Source organism: Paenibacillus sinensis (assembly GCF_019904155.1).
GTDB classification, from domain to species: Bacteria; Bacillota; Bacilli; order Paenibacillales; family Paenibacillaceae; genus Paenibacillus_AQ; species Paenibacillus_AQ sinensis.
Window position 1 is genome coordinate 1 of the sequence record NZ_JAHCMB010000231.1, and the last position, 19007, is coordinate 19007.

Consider the following 19007-nt stretch of genomic DNA (forward strand, 5'->3'; position numbering starts at 1 on the left):
TGCATGGAGCTGACCAGTACTAATCGGTCGAGGGCTTATCCAAAAGAACGCAATGTTTCGTTTCGATCCAGTTTTCAGGGAGCAAGACTCAAGCTTCACCAGTCCACGCGGCTGATTGAGGCGACGAATTGCTTTCAGCATTTGGCGATGCTGAAGCCTGAACCTAAGCTGCATGTCTTTTCTGTAGTCGGTTATTTTCCTGAAGCGATTCAGGAAGTACCACGAGCGGAAAAAACCCGTTTGGTGGCGATGGCGGAGGGGTTCCACGCGTACCCATCCCGAACACGACCGTTAAGCCCTCCAGCGCCGATGGTACTTGGACCGAAGGGTNTTGCCAAGCACATGAACCACTGCTGATGTACTCAGCAGTGGTTTTTTTGTAGTTTAGCCCTCTGTTGCCGGATGCCCTCCACTTGATTGGTTTCGTCCTTCATGGAAGGACAAAAGTCCAAGAATTCGCTTTCCCACGCTCCATTTTTGCCATACTTCTCCGCTCCATGTAATGTTCTTGACAGGGTAAATGGCCTTTGCTAAGATGGCAATAATATATTTTTGGACATACCGCTCCAACCTACTTTGAAGATAAGAACCTATATACTTTGTAACCGGAGTCTCTGTCTTTCATGGACGGACGATGCTGGCGGGTGTGTTCTTTATTTATAAAGTTTGCGGGCCGTGAGAACATAAGAATAAGGGAGGAATGACCCAAGTGTGGGAAGATAAGTTTGGTAAAGAGGGACTGACTTTTGATGATGTGCTGCTGGTTCCGCGTAAATCGGAAGTGCTGCCGAAGGAAGTGGATATTTCCACTGTGCTCAGCAGCAACGTGAAGCTGAATATTCCGCTGATGAGCGCCGGCATGGATACTGTTACCGAAGCAGCTATGGCGATTGCCATTGCGCGCGAAGGCGGTATCGGCATTATCCACAAGAATATGCCGATTGAGAAGCAGGCGGAAGAGGTAGACCGGGTGAAGCGCTCCGAGAGCGGCGTTATCACGAATCCTTTCTCGCTTACACCGGAACATCTGGTCTCCGATGCGGAAAGCGTAATGGGCAAATACCGGATTTCCGGCGTGCCAATCGTCAATGACGACAACAAGCTGGTGGGGATCATTACGAACCGCGATCTTCGCTTCATTCATGACTTCAACATTCCGATCAGCGATGTGATGACGAAGGAAAACCTCGTAACCGCTCCTGTTGGAACCACGTTGGCCGAAGCCGAGGTTGTGCTCCAGCATCATAAGATCGAGAAGCTGCCCCTTGTGGATGAGAATTATGTGCTCAAAGGGCTTATTACGATTAAAGATATCGAGAAAGCCATCCAATTCCCGAACGGTGCCAAAGATGCCCAAGGCCGCCTGCTTGTAGGCGCCGCGATTGGTATCTCCAAGGACTCGCTGGAACGCGCGGAAGCGCTCGTTAAGGCGGGAGTGGACATGATTGTTATGGACTCGGCTCACGGACACCATATCAATATTATTGATGCGGTTCGCCAGATCCGCCAGATCTATCCGGATCTGACGATTGTGGCCGGAAATGTGGCTACAGGCGAAGCTACACGCGAGCTGATTGAAGCCGGCGCATCCATCGTCAAGGTTGGTATCGGACCTGGCTCGATCTGTACAACCCGCGTTATCGCCGGTATCGGTGTTCCGCAAATTACGGCGATCTATGATTGTGCCGCGGTTGCCCGTCAGTACGGCGTTCCGGTTATTGCCGACGGGGGCATCAAGTACTCCGGTGAAATCACCAAGGCGCTCGCAGCCGGTGCGCATGCGGTTATGCTGGGAAGCCTCTTCGCAGGCACGGAAGAGAGCCCGGGTGAATCCGAGCTGTACCAGGGCCGGAAGTTCAAAGTATATCGCGGCATGGGCAGCATGAGCGCCATGAAGCAGGGCAGCAAGGACCGTTACTTCCAGGATGACGACAAGAAGCTCGTTCCTGAAGGTATTGAAGGACGCGTTGCTTTCAAAGGTTCCTTGTCGGATACCGTTCACCAGCTGATCGGCGGACTGCGCTCCGGTATGGGATACTGCGGCACGAAGACGCTGGGGGAACTGCGCGACGATACCTCTTTTATTCGTATTACAGGCGCAGGGCTTCGCGAAAGCCATCCTCACGACGTGCAAATTACAAAAGAAGCTCCCAACTATTCCCTATAATCTTAGTTCCGCCTAAAATCCGGACGGACAGGACGAATTTCGCCCTGTCCGTCTTTTTTTGGGGGTACCCCTGTGTTAGAATAGAACAAGCAATTGAGATGAGGACAGAAGGAGAGTTTAAATCAATTGAAGTCCAAACGTAAATCCAAAGTGAAGAAGATAGTCGTTCAGACTGCGGCAGCAGGTCTGATTTTTAATATGCTTATGTCCTCCCCGCTTCCGGCTATGGCCGCGGGCACAGCCTCCCCGGCGCCGTCAGCTGCGGCCGCTACGAAGGCGACAGCCCCGGCGAAGACTTCTGCCGTCACGATTCCGTCGGTGGACAGCCTCGGGTTGAATCTTAGATCAGCTGTACTCTTAGAGCCTACGACGGGCCAGGTGCTGCTGTCCATGAATGCGGATAAGCCGCTTCCACCCGCCAGCATGACCAAGATGATGACGGAGTATCTGATCGCCGATGCCGTCAAGAATGGCAAGCTGTCCTGGGATCAGAATGTAACGGTTAGCGAGAACGCGGCCAAGCAGATCGGATCGCGTATTTTTTTGGCACAGGGCGATCAACATACGATTGAAGAACTGTACATAGCAATGGCCGTCGGCTCGGCGAACGATGCTACCGTTGCTCTGGCAGAGACGCTCTCGGGCTCCGAGCAGGAGTTCGTCAAGCTGATGAATGAAACAGCTCAGAAATTTGGCATGAAGACAGCTTATTTCATTAATTCGACTGGCCTCAGCCGTGCCGATATGCCGAAGAAGTTCCGGCCGGATACGGACAAAGAGACGGTAATGTCGGCGATGGATGCGGCGATACTGGCTCAGCATATCGTGCTGGATCACCCCGATTTTTCCAAGTATACAACCATTCAGTCCTACAAATTCCGCGAACGCGACAGCGCCCCGATGATCAACTACAACTGGATGCTGGAAGCGAACAAGAATATCGCCAACTTCAAGCAGTACGCCTATCCGGGGCTTGACGGTCTGAAGACCGGCCATACGTCCGATGCCGGGAACTGCTTCACCGGGACCGCGGTCCGCGACGGCATGCGTCTGATCAGCGTTGTCATGGGTGCGAACTCAGAGGCTCACCGCTTCACCGAGACGAAGAAAGTCCTGGACTATGGATTCAACAATTTCGAGATCAAGCAGGTCGTAGCGGCCAAATCGACAGTTTCCGGCAATGAGACGGTTGCCATTACGAAAGGCAAGAAGAGCGAAGTGCCGGTTGTTACCGACGCAGGCGTAACGTTCATCGTACCGAAAGGCACGACGACCCCGCAGGTTGCGGCAGTAACCAAGATCAATGACGCTTCGACGCTCGTGGCGCCGATCAAGCAGGGAACGAAGGTCGGTTCAGTAACCTATACGTACAAGGTGAACGGCATACAGGCCCAGGAGAAGACCGTGAACCTGATCACCTCGGAAGAAGCACCGAAAGCGGGCTGGTTCAAACTGTTGTTCCGGGCGATCGGAAGCTTCTTCGCAGATTTGTTCTCCGGAGTGAAAAATTTATTCTAGATTTCCGGGATTTTCCGTTTAATCCCTAGTAAATTAGTTGTATATTTATCCGCCATGCGGTAAAATAAAAAGTTAGATTATGATTGAATATCGGGAGGATTGAAGAAATGGAAACAGGAACTTCTAGAGTAAAAAGAGGTATGGCTGAAATGCAAAAGGGCGGCGTCATCATGGACGTCATGAACGCGGAGCAGGCGAAAATCGCCGAGGCTGCAGGGGCCGTAGCCGTTATGGCTCTGGAGCGCGTACCTTCCGATATCCGGGCAGCCGGCGGTGTTGCACGGATGGCGGACCCTACGATTGTAGAGGAAGTCTTGAAGGTGGTCAGCATCCCTGTAATGGCCAAAGCGCGTATCGGCCACTATGTGGAAGCCAAGGTGCTGGAATCGCTCGGGGTCGACTACCTGGACGAGAGCGAAGTGCTGACTCCTGCTGACGAGGTGTTCCACATCGACAAGCGTGAATTCACGGTGCCGTTCGTCTGCGGAGCGAAGGATCTGGGTGAAGCGCTGCGCCGGATTAGCGAAGGCGCGTCGATGATCCGCACGAAGGGCGAGCCGGGAACCGGCAACATCGTGGAAGCCGTTCGTCACATGCGCTATATCAACAGCCAAATCCGGAAGGTTCAAAATATGTTAAAGGACGAGCTGTATGCCGAAGCGAAAAATCTGGGTGTAGCTTACGAACTTCTGGTTGAAGTCCATGAGCTGGGCAAGCTGCCTGTCGTTAACTTTGCCGCCGGTGGCGTAGCGACACCTGCCGACGCTGCACTGATGATGCATCTGGGCGCTGATGGCGTATTCGTAGGCTCGGGTATTTTCAAATCGGACAGCCCCGAGAAGTTCGCACGTGCGATCGTCGAAGCAACGACGCATTATACGGATTACAAGCTGATCGCCGAAGTTTCCAAGAATTTGGGAACCCCGATGAAAGGTATCGACATCGCAACACTGACCGCTGCCGAACGGATGTCGGAACGCGGCTGGTAAGTAGAGAGAAGGTCTTGGAAATGAAGATAGGAGTATTGGCGCTGCAAGGCGCCGTAACGGAACATATCGTAAGCGTCGGCAAGGCCGGTGCAGAAGGCGTGCCGATCAAACGGGTAGAGGAATTGAAGGAAATCGACGGTCTGATTATCCCAGGCGGCGAGAGCACGACCATCGGCAAGCTGATGCGGAAGTACGGTTTTATCGAGGCCATCCGCGACTTTGCTGCAGAAGGCCATCCGATCTTCGGTACATGTGCCGGCTTGATTGTACTGGCGAAGGATATCGCCGGCGGGGAGCCTGCTCATCTGGAGCTGATGGATATCACCGTGGCTCGGAATGCTTTTGGACGCCAGCGGGAGAGCTTCGAGTGCGATTTGGACGTCAAAGGCATCGATGAACCGATCCGCGCGGTGTTCATCCGTGCTCCTCTGATCGAGAAAGTCGGACCCGGCGTTGAGGTGCTATCCGAATATAACGGAGAAATTGTGACGGCACGCCAGGGCAATTTGCTCGTATCTTCCTTTCATCCAGAATTAACCGATGATTACCGGCTGCATCAGTATTTTACGGAAATGGTGCAAGCAGCCCGCAACGTCGGAGCATAGAACTGCATACCACAACATCCTGACTCTTTCAAAGGCCCTTACGGCGTTTTGAAAGAGTTATGGCTGTTTCAGGAGGGAAAATGTCGTGTTAGATGTTAAAATATTGCGTACCGATTATGCCAAGGTGGAGCAGGCCCTGGACAACCGCGGAAAATCGCTGGATTTGATCTCCGGCTTCACCGCGCTTGATCTTCGCCGCCGTGAGCTGCTTCAGGAGACGGAGAGTCTCAAGAACCGCCGCAATACCGTATCCGGCGAGGTTGCCAAGCTGAAGAAGACTGGAGAGCCGGCAGAGGATCTGATCGCCGAAATGCGCAGCGTCTCGGACCGGATTAAGGAACTGGACGATGAAGTACGTGAGCTGGAAGGCCAGATTTCCGAGCTGATGCTGAGCATTCCGAATATTCCCCATGAGTCGGTTCCGGTTGGCAAATCAGAAGAAGATAACGTGGAGATTCGCCGCTGGTCGCAGCCGCGTGAATTTGGGTTCACCCCGAAATCGCATTGGGAGCTGGCGCAGAATCTGGATATTCTGGATTTTGAAGCGGCAGCCAAGGTAACGGGATCGCGCTTTGTCTTCTACAAAGGCCTCGGAGCTCGTCTGGAACGAGCACTGATTAACTTTATGATGGACCTTCACAGCGGTGAGCATCAATATGAAGAAATGCTGCCTCCATATATCGTCAATCAAGACAGCTTGTACGGAACAGGCCAGCTGCCGAAGTTCGAAGAGGATCTGTTCAAGCTGCGCGATACGGATTATTATCTGATCCCGACTGCCGAGGTACCGGTAACCAACTATTATCGTGAGGAGATTCTGAACGCATCCGATCTGCCCAAATATTTCGTCGCTTACAGCTCTTGTTTTCGTTCCGAAGCCGGTTCTGCCGGCCGCGATACCCGCGGACTGATTCGTCAGCATCAGTTCAACAAGGTGGAATTGGTCAAGCTGACCTCGCCAGATTCTTCTTATGAAGAGCTTGAGAAGATGACCGCCGACGCGGAGCATGTTCTGCAGCTGCTGGAGCTGCCGTACCGGGTTCTTGCCCTGTGCACGGGCGATATGGGCTTCACTGCGGCCAAGACCTATGACCTGGAGGTGTGGCTGCCGGAATCGGGCATGTACCGCGAGATTTCGTCCTGCTCCAATACAGAAGACTTCCAGGCGCGCCGTGCCAACATCCGTTTCCGCAAGGAGCCGAAGGCCAAGCCGGAATTCGTGCATACGCTTAACGGCTCAGCGCTGGCCGTCGGACGGACGGTTGCAGCCATTCTCGAGAATTACCAGCAAGAAGACGGCAGCGTGATTATTCCGGAGCGCCTGCAGCCTTATATGGGCAACGTTAAGGTTATCCGTCCAAAGAGTGAGAAGTAAGTAGGTAGGTTGAGGTTGCTTCCACCCTTGTTTCCGTGGTATAATCTCTATTGTATGTGGCGTTTGCCGCAGCAGATGGAGAGGTACCGAAGCGGTCATAACGGGGCGGTCTTGAAAACCGTTAGGGTGCAAGCCCACATGGGTTCGAATCCCATCCTCTCCGCCATTACCCAAATGAATATCGATGAACAGAGCCGTTCCCTTCGGGGAGCGGTTTTTTGCATAATTAGAGCAACGAAAACAGGGAGCAGATGCCGCTTCAGCCATAGTGGAAGGAAAAGCGGAATAAAAAAGCCTCTTTTTCCGCAATGTATGAAGTGAGCTTAAGAATGAGATACGACGGTTGCTATAATAACGCCGATTCACCGGTTGTTACCCAAACACAGACCCGTAAATTCTCAAGCTCAGCTTATGCAATATGAAAAAGGAGGCTGATTCACCATGGAGCAACCATTACAGCTGGACCAGGGGCGGCTTGTCTCCGCCTGGAACGAGCGTCTGCCGTCTTTTATGGACGAGGGGGACAGTTATAAGGTACAGGCAGATGAGAGTGACCGCAAAAGCTTGCTAATTCACTTTAACTCGGCGGGTCATCAGGATTATGAACTTGATTTTCGCTGCACGTATGTGGACAGCCGTGAGGTTGCCGTCAGTTTTCTTGATGTGGAGAAGGCCGGACGGAGTACGGACGAGCATTCAGCCGCAATTCAACAGCTAGCGCAGAAATATACGCGCCAGATCCACGAATGTGCCCAGGCATTGAAGCCCGTTACCCAGCCCTGATTACTAACCGATAGGAGGATAATCGATGAGCAAACCAAAAACGACACAAGTCCCCGGCACCCAGACGTCGGGCGGCAATCGGAACAAGCGTCATTCCGACGGTCCCGAGCCTCTGTCCGGCTCCAAAAAAGTGAAGCAGGCCAATCATGTGAGCCACCACAATACGGAAGGCTAACAATTTACAGGAAACGGTTTATCAATTCGTGTAAATCGTTTATCATTGAAAGGGGGGTAAATATTTCTTCAATTGGGAGAGGAGAAAGAGAATGTTAAGGAAATGGGGCCTCGCTGGGGCGTCGATGCTGCTCGCGGCAGCTGTAATTTTGCCGGGATGCGGTAGCAAGCAAGAGCCAAAGGAAGCGCTGCAGGGAGCAGCGACCAAAGTGGCAGAAATGACTTCTTATGAAATGCAGAGCAAGCTGGTGGTCAATAACTTGACTATCGATGAGGCGAGCTCGGAATCCGCGGATATGACGACACAAGTGATGAGCATGCTGAAGAACGCGGACATCTCGGTTGACGCTGTTTATCAGGCGAAGCCGATGCAGACGGAAATGACGCTGGTTCTTAACCTGAAGGGCGATATGTCGATGAGCTTCACGGTTCCGATGGTTATGACGGAAGACAAGCTCTACGTCAAAGTGCCAAGCATACCGTTCCTGCCTATTCCTGAGAGTGTTGTCGGCAAATTTGTAATGTTTGATTTGAAGGAATTGGCCGAGCAGGAGGGCGCCGAGTTCAATCCTGCTATGATGGATACGCAGAAGATGCAAAAGCTTAGCAATGAACTGATGAGCGCTGTACTGAACGAGTATGATGAAGCCAAGTACTTCAAGAGTGTTGCGCCTAAGGACGCCGGCGTTCCTGAAGGGGTTGACGCGAAGCAGGTAGTTCAGTTCCAGGTGACGAACGACAACGTGAAGGAAGCACTGAGCATCTTTGGCAGCAAGGTGGTGCCGAAGATCCTGGACATTATCTCCAAGGATGAGTACAAGTCCATGCTTCAGATCGAACAGTCGGTGCTCGACGATGCCAAAGCGGGTGTACAGGACAGCGAATCCAAGGCTGATTTCGAGAAGACCGTGAATGAACTGGATAAATACCTGACGGTGAATCAATTCCAGCTGAACACCGCCATCAATAAGGATGATTTCCCGGTGTACCAGTCCCTGAACCTGGACATTAATGTGAACAATCCGGATGATGGCAGCAAGGTAGGCTTATCGCTTACGGGAAGCAACCAGTACAGCAAGATTAACGAGAAGGCCAATTTCAAAATCGGCATTCCGAAGGACAGTGAAGTCATTACGCAAGACCAGCTTGAACAGCAGTTTAATACCTCCGCGCTGGAGTCGAACTAATCCGATTTCAGCAAAATACACAGCGAACGCCTTCATCTCCATTCGTAGAGATGAAGGCGTTCTGCATAAGGGGGGATCAGTTTATAGCCTGGCTTCGTCAGACAGCAAGGCGTAAGTCCGGTGATCCTGCCACCGACCGTCGATTCTGATGAACTGGCGGGCGATTCCTTCCGCCTGGAAGCCATTCTTCTCCAGCACACGCCGGGACGCGTCGTTGTGCAGTAGAATCGCGGCCTGAAGGCGATGGAGGCCAAGCGACTGGAAGGCATAGGCCACCACAAGCCCAACGGCTGCGGTCATGAAGCCTTTGCCCTGGCACTCATGGTCGACTAAGTAGCCAATATCGGCAAATTGGCCAACACCGCGCACGATATTGCTGATCGTGATCTGCCCGATCAGGCGGTCCTCTCCGGAAGCGTATATACCGAACATATAGGCGCGATCCTGTTCGGCGTCCTCAATCCGCTGAGCGATCAGCTGTTTCTGACTATCAAGCGTGAAGAAGTCTTCCTCTCTCCGAGGCTCGTAGCGGCTGTGAATATAACGGTTGCGCAGACGCAGGTCAAGCAGGTCGTCTGCATCGGCAAGTGTAAAGGGTCTCAAGTAAATTCGAGCTGAGTGGCTGCTGAGCACAAAGGTCATGACGGGCTTACTCCTCTTTATTGGATTTAGGCTGGCGCTTCTGCCGCAGCCGGCGGAAGAAAGAGGTTAGAAGCTCGGCGCATTCCTCTTGAAGAATGCCGGAGATGATCTCCGTGCAGTGATTGAAGCGTGGCTCCTCCAGCAGGTTCATTAATGTTCCCGCACAGCCGGCCTTTGGGTCTGGTGTTCCATATACGGTGCGGGGAACACGGGATTGTACCATCGCACCGGCACACATGGGGCAGGGCTCCAGAGTAACGTACAGCGTGCAATCCAGCAGACGCCAGGAATTCAGCGCCTTGCTGGCTTCCCTAATGGCGACCATCTCGGCATGGGCGGTTGAGTCAAGCGTCGTCTCGCGAAGATTATAGCCTCTGCCGATAATCGCTCCATCCTGTACGACGACCGCGCCGATCGGAACTTCGCCAAGCGCTTCCCCCTTGCGGGCTTCAGCGATAGCTTCGCGCATCCAATGCTCGTGTTCTTGTTGTTGATCCAACTCCCTGGCGGTGTTCTCCAAAAATTCTCTTCCTCTCCGTGAATCGGCCGATTATTCCGCGAACGGATATTCGTTCTTAACAAGCTGTGAATAACTCTGTGGAAAACCGGGGTATTATCCACATTTTTATGCACATCGAGGAACTTGATTTGTTTATATGTGCATAACCTGTGGATGGTTTCTTCCCTATTGTAGAGAAAGAGACGGTATTTTTCAATCGATAGGGCTCGAAAAGCCGTGTACAACCGCTTTTCAAAAGCAGGGGCAACAGTTATGATATTTATGGAATGATATTATAAGATTTACCAGCCCGTTAAGAGGTGAACAGAGAGCTTGTCCATTAAAACGAAGCTTTCCGCCATAATATTCGGCTCGGTGCTTCTGATCTTGGCGTTGAATTTAACGCTGAATACATACAGCACGCGAGATAATCTGCGGAACGAAGTGGAACGAAACATGAGGACAGCGGCCATGCAAATAGCCGTCTCCGTGGAGCAGAGCAATTACAGCTCCAATTACGCGGAACAGTTACTTGCCCAGAACTTGCGGATGGCCGCTGTTTATATTGCTAGCCGGCTGGATCCCAACATTGACAACGTTAGCAACTCGGAGCTTAAGACGCTGGCAGCGGAAGCAGGTGTGTCCAATATCTCGCTGCTGGTCAGAACGAAAGACGACGTGGTGGTTCGGAAGTCCTCCGACTCCAAGGAGCTGGGGCTACCGACCAAAGGCTGGGGCTATTGGTACACGGCTTTCATCGATTTATTCGAAGGACGGGATGTATCGGTCGCGAAGGGACAGCGGATGCAGAATTTCTGGTCCGGCCCCTTTGAGTACTCTTCATCCAATCCGGAGTTTATCGAGAAGTGGGGATACTACCATGACGAGAATCATAATTACATAATTGATCCCTATATCCGCAGTACGGCAATCAGCGATTATGTCCGGATCATGAGCCCCGAAGAAATCGTTCAGCAGACCATGAAGATCAACCCTGATATTCTTGAGATTACAGGGATCAATCCGATCACTTTCGGCTCGTCTACAATGGCTTCTGACGGCACTGACAGCGTGAATACGAAGCTGCGCAACCGGCCAATCAAATACGGGACCTACCACTACGGGAATGTTGAGGAGGACAAGGAGGCGATTCAGGAGGCATTGAGCCGCAAGTCGCCTGTTATGCTGGAGACTAAAGCTAACGGCACTCGGGTGCTGAAGAGCTTCATTCCTGTCACTCTGCCTGATTCCGGCGCTTACGTTATCAGTGTGGTCAGCAGCTATTCCGTCATCTCTTCAGTGTTGAAAGAGCAGATTTGGAACAGCGTCCGCACCTCGTCCCTGCTGCTTGCCTTCTTCCTGCTGGGAAGCTATGTGCTGGCGGGATTCATTATCCGGCCGATTCGGGCAATCCTCGCCAAAGTGCAGGATGTGTCCCAAGGCAAATTCGATCCGCCTCTTATCGTAGGCAGCCGCGACGAGCTGGGCCAGCTGGCGCTGCGTATCAATTCCATGACGCGCAATCTGGAGCTGCATACAAGCCGTCTCCGAAGAACGCTGGAAGAGAACCGCGAAGTGAAGGAGCATCTGGAGTCCGTGATTAACGGAACCTCGGATGCGATTCATACCACCGATATGAGCGGCCATATTATCAGTGTTAACCGGGCGTTTGAGGAGCTGTACGGCTGGAAGGAGAGCGAAGCGGCCGGGAAGCCGCTCCACCTGATTCCGGACTCGGTTCAGCAGGAGGAGAGCAACCGGCTTGAGCGGCTAATACGCGGCGAGCCGCTTCCGCCAACGGAGACGCTGCGTCTGAAGCGGGATGGATCGGAAATTGAAGTCAGTGTAAGCACCTCTGTCATTCGGGACGAGGAAGGCCATCCGATGTCCTTCGTCCATGTGTCCCGGGATATGACGGAACGCAACCGGATGGAGGAGCTTCTGCGGCAGTCCGAGAAGCTTACGACAGTCGGGCAGCTGGCTGCAGGCGTCGCCCATGAAATCCGCAACCCGTTGACGACGCTTAGGGGATTTCTGCAGCTTCAGAAAGAGAAGAGTCTGCTCATTCCCCTGCATGTCGATCTGATGCTCTCCGAGCTGGACCGGATTAATTTGATTGTCAGCGAGTTCCTGATCCTGGCCAAGCCGCAGGCGGTCCGGTTTCAGCGGAAGGATGTGCGCCAGATTTTATACGATGTCGTATCGCTCCTGGACAGCCAGGCGCATCTGCATGACATCCAGGTCGAGAACCGGTTTGAATACCGTCCTGCTATGGTACACTGTGAAGAGAACCAGTTGAAGCAGGTGTTCATCAATATCATCAAGAACGGGATCGAGTCCATGTCTTCAGGAGGAACGCTGACGCTGGAACAGAAGCGTGTCGATAGCTCCATCGTCATCATAATCACAGATGAAGGCGAAGGTATCCCCGAGGAGGTTCTGCCGAAGCTTGGCCAGCCGTTCTTCACGAATAAGGAGACGGGGACGGGACTCGGCCTTATGATCAGCCAGCGGATCATACAGGCTCATAAGGGACGTATGGAGATCGACAGCCGGGTCGGTTACGGAACCTGGGTGACGATCACGCTGCCGGAAGCCGGAGAGTGTGAGGATATAGCATAGGAAGCCCGCAGCAAGGACAAGAAAGAGAGTGAGAGCGCAGCATGAGAATTAATAAGTTTATCAGTGAGACGGGCTACTGCTCCCGCCGCGAAGCGGACAAGCTGGTGGAGAGCGGAAGAGTGACGATCAACGGAGAGAAGGCTGTTCTGGGCAGCCAGGCCGAGTCGGGGGATGATGTCCGGATTGACGGAAAGGCGCTCAGCACCGAATCCCGGACGGTCTACATCGCGCTGAACAAGCCGGTCGGCATTACCTCTACGACCGAGGGCCATGTGAAGGGGAATATCGTTGATTTTGTCGGACATCATGAACGGATCTTCCCCATCGGCCGGCTGGACAAAGATTCCGAAGGACTGATCCTGCTAACCAATGACGGCGATATCGTCAATAAAATTCTTCGCGCCGAGGGGCGGCATGAGAAGGAGTATGTCGTGACCGTAGACCGCCCGATTACGCCTTCCTTTATTGAAGGTATGTCCAGCGGGGTCAAAATTCTCGGAGAGAAGACGTTGCCATGCCAGGTAACCCGCATAACGGAACGGGTATTCCGGATTATTCTGACCGAGGGCAAGAACAGGCAAATCCGCAGAATGTGCAGCGCCTTCGGTTACGAAGTGCGGCGGCTGCAGCGGATCCGGATCATGAATATTCGGCTGGGGAACCTGAAGGTGGGTACCTGGCGTGATCTGACGCCTGCCGAGAAGAAAGAGCTTGGAGGCATGCTCGACTATCGGCTTCAGTGACAATATGATCCTCTTCCGGTCCTGATAGGCGCTGGAAGGGGATTTTTTAAAATATAAGAATGAATAAGCTGCGCGCTTATCACAGCCTTCTATTTCTCGGTAAACGCATGGCGTCTAAGGACGCCGTAAAGCGTTTATCCTTGTATGGAATCTCATAGATACGGGAAGCAGGCCTTACTACAATGGTTGGGTCAGGATTTCCAGACATCCGTCCAGTTGGGAGGTTGCTCACATGCAGGAATCGCGAACGGCAATTTTTTATTTTTCAGGAACGGGAAATACCGAGGTTGTCGCCAGGCTGCTGTCCGAAGCATTGACCAGGGAGGGCGGCGGAGCAGACCTGTTCAGGATCGAAGACATTATCAAAGGACATCGAATGCCGGATTACGCCGGATACGGTTTAATCGGGATCGGTCATCCCGTGATGGGATTTGGAGCGTCCAGCCTGGTAGAACGGTTCGTCAGGCAGCTGCCTTCTTCCTTGGAGACTCCTGCCTTCGTCTTTAAGACGGCGTCATCCCCCCATTACATCAATTATGGAGCCTCCCACGTCCTGCTGAGGATGCTGCGGCAGAAGGGCTACAGCCCCTTTCACGATTCTCTTCTCGCCATGCCTTGCAATCTCTTCATGAAATACGACGATCGGCTGAACAAACAGCTGTATGAGGCTGCCCGGATGAAGACGGAACGTATCGGGGATGAGATCAGGAGAAGGGTGCCCCGGAAGCTTGAGATGAACCTTTTGCTGAGAATGGTATTAAGGACGGTGTACTGGGGAGAGGGATTTGCCGCTAAATTTTTCGCAAAAGGCTTGTCTGCTTCATCCTCCTGCACGTTGTGTCTGAAATGTGTGCGGGAATGTCCGGTATCCAATATCAAAAAGACGGAGGAAGGCATTTCATTTGGCCGTGCGTGTATGTGGTGCATGAGGTGCCTGTATAATTGTCCCAGGGAAGCGATCCAGGCGAAATATATTCGCTCCTGTGTGGTTCGTCCCTATACGGGAGGACCCGGACTCCAAAGGCTGGCTGAGGATTCAGGAAACGACGGTCAGTACGTTACGGCAGAATCCAGGGGGTATTACAGGCATTTTATCGATTATTTAAAGGAGGAGTAGCGTCTATATGCAGACAAAAATCCCCTCCCGCTTACAGTTCTCGTTCAGCTTGCTGTGAACGCTCGCACTGTATGCCTGAAGGGGGTGTACGTTAAAAGGGGATAAGAGTTATTTCGCGGATACTGACGTCGTCTTCGTGGTATCCTGGTATTTCCGAAGAATCGACACTTCAACCCGGCGATTCTTCGCGCGTCCGGCCTCGGTGGAATTATCGGCTACTGGTTGGTATTCCCCGTATCCGATGACGCTGAATTTCTCCGGATTCAAGTACGGATTGATCAGCAGAATTCTCATGAACTGCAGGGCCCGATTGGCGCTGAGGTCCCAGTTGGAAGAATATTGGTTGTTCGAGATCGGAATATTGTCGGTATAGCCGGACACGACGACACTATAATCCGGGAACGACTGAAGGATGTATGAGATCGATTTGGCCAGCTGCCGCGACTCCGGCTTGACGTTGGCCTGTCCCGAAGGAAACAGCGCGTTGTCGCTTATCGTAATCAGAAGCTGCGACTGATTGAGCTTCGTTTCGAGCAGATCTGTCAAATTATTAGCTTTGATATATTGGTCGAACTGCTTCTTGAGCTTCTCGAGATCTTCCTGCTCTTTCTGCCGGAGCTTGGCAATCTCGTTCTCATTGCGGTTCGTGTCCAGCACATTGTCGTTCTTCTTCGCCTTGCCTTCATCGAGATTACTATTGGTAGGCGCCATCGATTGGTAGTCCAGCACCCCTGTCCCGCCGTTCAGGGCACTGCTGAAAGCCTGGGCCATCTCTTCAAATTTCTTGGCGTCCGTCGCGCTCATGGCGTACAGGACGAGGAACAAGGCGACAAGCAGGGTCATAAGGTCGGAATAAGGGAGCAGCCAGGATTCGTCGGCATGCTCTTCATGATCCTCGTGCCTAGTCTTTTTGCTCATTCGCCCCACCTTCCTTCTGATTCAGCTTGGCGCGCTCTGCAGGGGTCAGGAAGACGGACAGCTTCTGGTTAATGGCGATGGTCGAGACACCGGACTGGATAGAAAGCAGCCCTTCCAGCATCATCATGCGGATCTCCATTTCCTGCTTCGACAGACGCTTGAGCTTGTTCGACATCGGATGCCATAAGACGTAACCGGTAAAGATACCGAGCAGTGTCGCGATAAATGCCGCGCCGATCGCGTGAGCGAGCTTCTCCATGGCGCTCATATCCGCGAGGGCGGCGATCAGACCGATAACGGCGCCGAGCACCCCGAGCGTCGGGGCGTACATGCCGGCCTGGGAGAATATCAAGGCTCCGACTTTATGGCGCTCCTCAGTCGCGTGAATATCTTCCATCAGGACATCCTGAACGAATTCCTGGTCGTTGCCGTCGATAATCATCCGCATGCCGCTGCGGAGAAAATCATCCTGAATCTCCTCTACCTTGGATTCAAGCGCCAGCAGGCCTTCGCGGCGGGTTATGGCCGCCCATTCCATGAACATGGTAATGACTTCTTGCTTGCTGACCATTTTCTTCCCGCCGACAAAGATGATCTTGAACAGCTTCGGCAGCTTTTTGATTTCTGACATCGGGAATGCCATAAACAGGGAGGCGGCCGTACCCACAAGAATGATGGTAAAGGCGGCGTAGTTCTTAAGCGCGATGATCGGCGCCCCTTTGAGGAACATCCCCAAGATAACAGCTACAAGACCAAGAATCAGACCAATAATTGATGAGATTTGCATGCATACACCTCGTCCATGAGATTTAAATATTGAACTCCGCAGCTTTCATCCATGAATGGCGGCGGGCCGATCGGCGAAGAACAAATAAAAGCCATAATTTATTTATCGACAGCCCGACTCTTTTTGTGAAGGCGTTTAGGCTATAATGGGTAAGGAAAGGGTATTCATAGTCTTTAAGAAGCGGAGTGAGAACGGTGGGCGTTAAGCATGGAAGAGATTACGGCGATATATTGAACGACTTAACAAAAGCGGTTGAGTGCATACCGGACAGCTATCTGTTCTTTGAAATGGACTCGGAGGAGTGGCAGATGCTGCCGCGTGAATCGAAGCTGGAGGTATGGGAGGCGCTCGCGGAGGATCTGTTCTTTGCTTTGGGCAACGAGCCTGTCATACAGGTAGGCAGCGGTGTCGTGATTTATGACAAGGAAGGGCACCGGATCAATATTCTGGTTGGAGAAGAGGATTTGGAGTCTGTAGCGCTGATCTAAGGGCTCCGCTAATTTGCCCCGAGTCTGCCCTCATGGTAAAATTGGGGGTGTCCAAGGTATAAAAGCCGGGAACCCAGAATACATTAAACCGAAAATAGGCCTTAGCCTGGCGCATCCCTTGGATTGAAGACTGAGGGATGTTTGTTTTAAGGAAGGCTGCGGGAATTCCGGCGGCTGTCAAGGGAGGAAAATCTAACGTGCTGTTAACTGATGGAGAACTGCAGGAGCAGGTAAGCAAACTGGATGGCTGGAAGCTTGAAGACGGGGCCATGGTGCGCAAATATATGTTCAGCGATTTTATGAAGGGGATTGCCTTCGTGGATGAAGTAGCCGCTATTTCGGAAGCCTTCACCCATCATCCGCATATTACCATCGACTACAAAACAGTTACTCTGCGTCTGTCCACAGGCGAAGAAGGCGGGATTACCGCGCTCGACATCCGGGAAGCCCATGAGTTTAATGAGGCATTCGAGAAGACACGGTAAGACTGGTATCCGAAAGCTCAGTAATCGTGAGACACCAGATACAGCATTACAAATACGCCTTCTTCCGCTGAAGCCGCGAGGCTGCAGGGTAGAAGGCGTATTTCTATTTCTACTGCAACGCACCAGCCAGACACCCTTTTAATGAAGGAAGGCTGTTAGGAAAACTCCGCTATTTATCTTCAGGCTCGCGATTTATCGTAAACCATGCAATAAAACGGCTTAACTCCGGTTGGTGTCCGGCGCTCGTACGCATCGGTAATCGTGAAGCCGGCCTTCCGGTAAGCACGGATCGCTCTCTGGTTCCAGGTGAGAACCTCCAGGTCGATTTCCCGCCGGGGATACCGCTTGCGGGCTTCCTCGATGATCGCTCCGACGAACAGATGCCCAGTACCCTGCCCGCAAAGCTCGGGATGCATGCCGAGTCCCAGTCTTACTGTGCGGACCTCGCCTTCTATAGGAAACAACTGGGCAAAGCCGCAAAGCTCGTCATTCTGATTCATAATCGAAACATACTGCTCCCGGCGGATGCGCGGATCACCGAATTCGATGCCGAGCGCTTCCATCTGTTCCCAGGAAAGCCATCCGTAAATGTTGTAAGGTGCCTTGTAATGCCAGGTGCAGATCTCCTTGGCATGCGCAGCTGTCATAGGGACAGCGTGAAAAATAACGGGTGAGCTAATCATAAGTTCAGCGGCCTCCTTTTCCAAGAATTAAGACCCTCTGATTCTGACCTTTATTAAATTATATACAAAAAGGGCTAAATCGACGCAAAAACTTTCAGCAGCACCCATACCCGAATTCCCGCCCCCAAATTCCCCTAAATTTCCCGTTTCCTATTATATGGGGTGTTTGACAAATTTCGAACGGGGTAAATGGTAAGTAAGACGGACGAAATGGCGTATAACGGATAAAAACCCCTGCGGTCAGAGACCGGCAGGGGCAAAGATTCTACATTAAAGTTCCATTGCATTATTGAACGTTATCATCATCTTGCGTATCGACGGCAGCCGCTTGGTACTTGCTGCTGCTCATGATGCGCTTGGCGCCGACATAGCGGTTCACATAGTAGCTGTCACTCAGTGAGGTAATGATAACGCCTCTGGAGGTGGAAGCATGGGCGAATTTACCGTCGCCGACATAGATGCCGACATGGGATACGCCTTTTCCGCTGGTGTTGAAGAACACCAGATCCCCCGCGCGCAGGTCGCTGCGGGATACTGCATCGCCCATCTGGTATTGAGAGCCGGATTGATGCGGCAGGTTAACGCCGATTTGGTTGAACACGTACATGGTAAATCCGGAACAATCAAATCCGCTTGTCGTTGTGCCGCCGGAAACATATTTGGTTCCGATCGCGCTGTCGATTACCTTATCCATCTTGGAATCGGCAAGTGCGCTGCCAGCTCCAATTGTTAGAACGATGGAGAAACTGAGGAATGCTGCCGCCAACTTCTTCTTCAAACGAATGGACTCCTTCCAATGCCTGCGAGGTTAGCTTAAGGGTTCGGTAGAAGGTCCCCTATGACCTCTCACTAAATTTAGGAGGTCAATTCACCCAAAGATGGTTCCCCCGCTTCCCTGCTTCAGGGAACTCGGCACCTACTGTAATGGTGGTTTCGATTTATAACGATTCATTCGTAACAAAAAAATCGCGAAAACGTTAATATTCATTACAAAAATGTTACTATGATTTCATTGCGATTATTGTAACAAACCTTTAGCCGCTTGGCAATCATTTTGTACATAGCCACAGTCGTTTTTATAACGCTTTCATTTAGGCGGTTGCCTATAGATATCTCCAAAACCCGTGAATTCTCTGGCTTTGTACAATCTTGAGAACCGACAAAAAAATTTATTTTTCATTTCTGAAGAAGGTTGTTTCATGGCAGATTATCCGGTGTATATTTA

At 52.1% G+C, this 19007-nt stretch carries 19 protein-coding genes, 1 tRNA gene, 1 rRNA gene and 1 riboswitch; of the genes, 15 read left to right on the plus strand and 6 right to left on the minus strand.

All coding sequences use genetic code 11. From position 1 onward, the window contains the following. Nucleotides 1-239 precede the first annotated feature (239 nt). The 10 genes from rrf (at nt 240) to KIH86_RS27670 (ending at nt 8798) form a co-directional block, all read left to right on the plus strand. Nucleotides 240-340 (plus strand): 5S ribosomal RNA (rrf, locus tag KIH86_RS27625). Between the two features lie 369 nt (nt 341-709). Beyond that, a complete protein-coding gene (guaB, locus tag KIH86_RS27630; protein ID WP_223088473.1) occupies nt 710-2167 on the plus strand; it encodes an IMP dehydrogenase in 1458 nt (485 codons plus the stop codon). Nucleotides 2168-2293: 126 nt separating this feature from the next. Beyond that, a complete protein-coding gene (locus tag KIH86_RS27635) occupies nt 2294-3685 on the plus strand; it encodes a D-alanyl-D-alanine carboxypeptidase family protein (RefSeq protein ID WP_235775638.1) in 1392 nt (463 codons plus the stop codon). 107 nt (nt 3686-3792) lie between these two features. Continuing rightward, a complete protein-coding gene (gene pdxS, locus KIH86_RS27640; protein ID WP_223088474.1) occupies nt 3793-4674 on the plus strand; it encodes a pyridoxal 5'-phosphate synthase lyase subunit PdxS in 882 nt (293 codons plus the stop codon). 20 nt (nt 4675-4694) lie between these two features. Continuing rightward, complete coding sequence (gene pdxT / locus KIH86_RS27645; RefSeq protein ID WP_223088475.1) at nt 4695-5279, plus strand: pyridoxal 5'-phosphate synthase glutaminase subunit PdxT; 585 nt, start codon at nt 4695-4697, stop codon at nt 5277-5279. Nucleotides 5280-5364: 85 nt separating this feature from the next. After that, nucleotides 5365-6654 (plus strand): serine--tRNA ligase, encoded by a 1290-nt coding sequence (serS, locus tag KIH86_RS27650; protein ID WP_223088476.1) that lies wholly within the window; start codon nt 5365-5367, stop codon nt 6652-6654. Nucleotides 6655-6731: 77 nt separating this feature from the next. Further along, nucleotides 6732-6820 (plus strand) — tRNA-Ser (locus KIH86_RS27655). 275 nt (nt 6821-7095) lie between these two features. Then, nucleotides 7096-7437: a hypothetical protein gene (locus KIH86_RS27660; RefSeq protein WP_223088477.1), complete on the plus strand. Its 342-nt coding sequence runs from the start codon at nt 7096-7098 to the stop codon at nt 7435-7437. Between the two features lie 25 nt (nt 7438-7462). Then, nucleotides 7463-7612 carry a small acid-soluble spore protein P gene (locus KIH86_RS27665; RefSeq protein WP_223088478.1) on the plus strand — a complete coding sequence of 50 codons (150 nt, stop codon included), beginning with the start codon at nt 7463-7465 and terminating at the stop codon, nt 7610-7612. Nucleotides 7613-7703: 91 nt separating this feature from the next. After that, the gene (locus KIH86_RS27670; RefSeq protein ID WP_223088479.1) at nt 7704-8798 is read left to right on the plus strand and encodes a hypothetical protein; all 1095 of its coding nucleotides are present in this window, start codon (nt 7704-7706) and stop codon (nt 8796-8798) included. Nucleotides 8799-8879: 81 nt separating this feature from the next. On the opposite strand, the gene KIH86_RS27675 is transcribed toward KIH86_RS27670, so the two are convergent. Then, on the minus strand, nt 8880-9440 hold the full coding sequence (locus tag KIH86_RS27675) for a GNAT family N-acetyltransferase (RefSeq protein ID WP_223088480.1): 561 nt from the start codon (nt 9438-9440) through the stop codon (nt 8880-8882). A 7-nt stretch (nt 9441-9447) separates the two neighbouring features. Continuing rightward, nucleotides 9448-9939, minus strand: a complete 492-nt coding sequence (gene tadA, locus KIH86_RS27680) for a tRNA adenosine(34) deaminase TadA (protein ID WP_262416665.1) — start codon at nt 9937-9939, stop codon at nt 9448-9450. Nucleotides 9940-10272: 333 nt separating this feature from the next. On the opposite strand from tadA, the gene KIH86_RS27685 reads away from it, so the two are divergent. The 3 genes from KIH86_RS27685 (at nt 10273) to KIH86_RS27695 (ending at nt 14421) form a co-directional block, all read left to right on the plus strand. Then, a complete protein-coding gene (locus KIH86_RS27685; RefSeq protein ID WP_223088482.1) occupies nt 10273-12561 on the plus strand; it encodes an ATP-binding protein in 2289 nt (762 codons plus the stop codon). A 41-nt stretch (nt 12562-12602) separates the two neighbouring features. Beyond that, a complete protein-coding gene (gene rluF / locus KIH86_RS27690) occupies nt 12603-13304 on the plus strand; it encodes a 23S rRNA pseudouridine(2604) synthase RluF (protein WP_223088483.1) in 702 nt (233 codons plus the stop codon). Between the two features lie 232 nt (nt 13305-13536). After that, the gene (locus KIH86_RS27695; protein WP_223088484.1) at nt 13537-14421 is read left to right on the plus strand and encodes an EFR1 family ferrodoxin; all 885 of its coding nucleotides are present in this window, start codon (nt 13537-13539) and stop codon (nt 14419-14421) included. 108 nt (nt 14422-14529) lie between these two features. On the opposite strand, the gene motB is transcribed toward KIH86_RS27695, so the two are convergent. Both motB and motA read right to left on the minus strand, forming a co-directional pair. Then, entirely contained in the window at nt 14530-15339 is an 810-nt protein-coding gene (gene motB / locus KIH86_RS27700) for a flagellar motor protein MotB (protein ID WP_223088485.1), read from the minus strand. Then, nucleotides 15323-16126 carry a flagellar motor stator protein MotA gene (gene motA, locus KIH86_RS27705; protein WP_223088486.1) on the minus strand — a complete coding sequence of 268 codons (804 nt, stop codon included), beginning with the start codon at nt 16124-16126 and terminating at the stop codon, nt 15323-15325. Before motA ends, motB begins: the two co-directional genes overlap by 17 nt. Before the next feature lie 194 nt (nt 16127-16320). On the opposite strand from motA, the gene KIH86_RS27710 reads away from it, so the two are divergent. Continuing rightward, a complete protein-coding gene (locus tag KIH86_RS27710; RefSeq protein WP_223088487.1) occupies nt 16321-16614 on the plus strand; it encodes a hypothetical protein in 294 nt (97 codons plus the stop codon). A 197-nt stretch (nt 16615-16811) separates the two neighbouring features. Further along, on the plus strand, nt 16812-17099 hold the full coding sequence (locus KIH86_RS27715) for a 4a-hydroxytetrahydrobiopterin dehydratase (protein ID WP_235775639.1): 288 nt from the start codon (nt 16812-16814) through the stop codon (nt 17097-17099). A 179-nt stretch (nt 17100-17278) separates the two neighbouring features. Here KIH86_RS27715 and KIH86_RS27720 read toward each other — a convergent pair whose 3' ends face one another. Continuing rightward, complete coding sequence (locus KIH86_RS27720; RefSeq protein ID WP_223088489.1) at nt 17279-17782, minus strand: GNAT family N-acetyltransferase; 504 nt, start codon at nt 17780-17782, stop codon at nt 17279-17281. 286 nt (nt 17783-18068) lie between these two features. Then, nucleotides 18069-18560 (minus strand): C40 family peptidase, encoded by a 492-nt coding sequence (locus KIH86_RS27725; protein WP_223088490.1) that lies wholly within the window; start codon nt 18558-18560, stop codon nt 18069-18071. A gap of 4 nt (nt 18561-18564) precedes the next feature. Next, a riboswitch (cyclic di-AMP (ydaO/yuaA leader) is annotated at nt 18565-18707 on the minus strand. Nucleotides 18708-19007 lie beyond the last annotated feature (300 nt).

Coding starts and splice junctions, on each gene's coding strand:
- KIH86_RS27670 (WP_223088479.1), top strand. CDS start 7,704: ATGTTAAGGAAATGGGGCCTCGCTGGGGCGTCGATGCTGCTCGCGGCA.
- KIH86_RS27695 (WP_223088484.1), top strand. CDS start 13,537: ATGCAGGAATCGCGAACGGCAATTTTTTATTTTTCAGGAACGGGAAAT.
- motA (WP_223088486.1), bottom strand. CDS start 16,126: ATGCAAATCTCATCAATTATTGGTCTGATTCTTGGTCTTGTAGCTGTT.
- KIH86_RS27675 (WP_223088480.1), bottom strand. CDS start 9,440: ATGACCTTTGTGCTCAGCAGCCACTCAGCTCGAATTTACTTGAGACCC.
- pdxS (WP_223088474.1), top strand. CDS start 3,793: ATGGAAACAGGAACTTCTAGAGTAAAAAGAGGTATGGCTGAAATGCAA.
- pdxT (WP_223088475.1), top strand. CDS start 4,695: ATGAAGATAGGAGTATTGGCGCTGCAAGGCGCCGTAACGGAACATATC.
- KIH86_RS27665 (WP_223088478.1), top strand. CDS start 7,463: ATGAGCAAACCAAAAACGACACAAGTCCCCGGCACCCAGACGTCGGGC.
- KIH86_RS27660 (WP_223088477.1), top strand. CDS start 7,096: ATGGAGCAACCATTACAGCTGGACCAGGGGCGGCTTGTCTCCGCCTGG.
- motB (WP_223088485.1), bottom strand. CDS start 15,339: ATGAGCAAAAAGACTAGGCACGAGGATCATGAAGAGCATGCCGACGAA.
- rluF (WP_223088483.1), top strand. CDS start 12,603: ATGAGAATTAATAAGTTTATCAGTGAGACGGGCTACTGCTCCCGCCGC.
- KIH86_RS27720 (WP_223088489.1), bottom strand. CDS start 17,782: ATGATTAGCTCACCCGTTATTTTTCACGCTGTCCCTATGACAGCTGCG.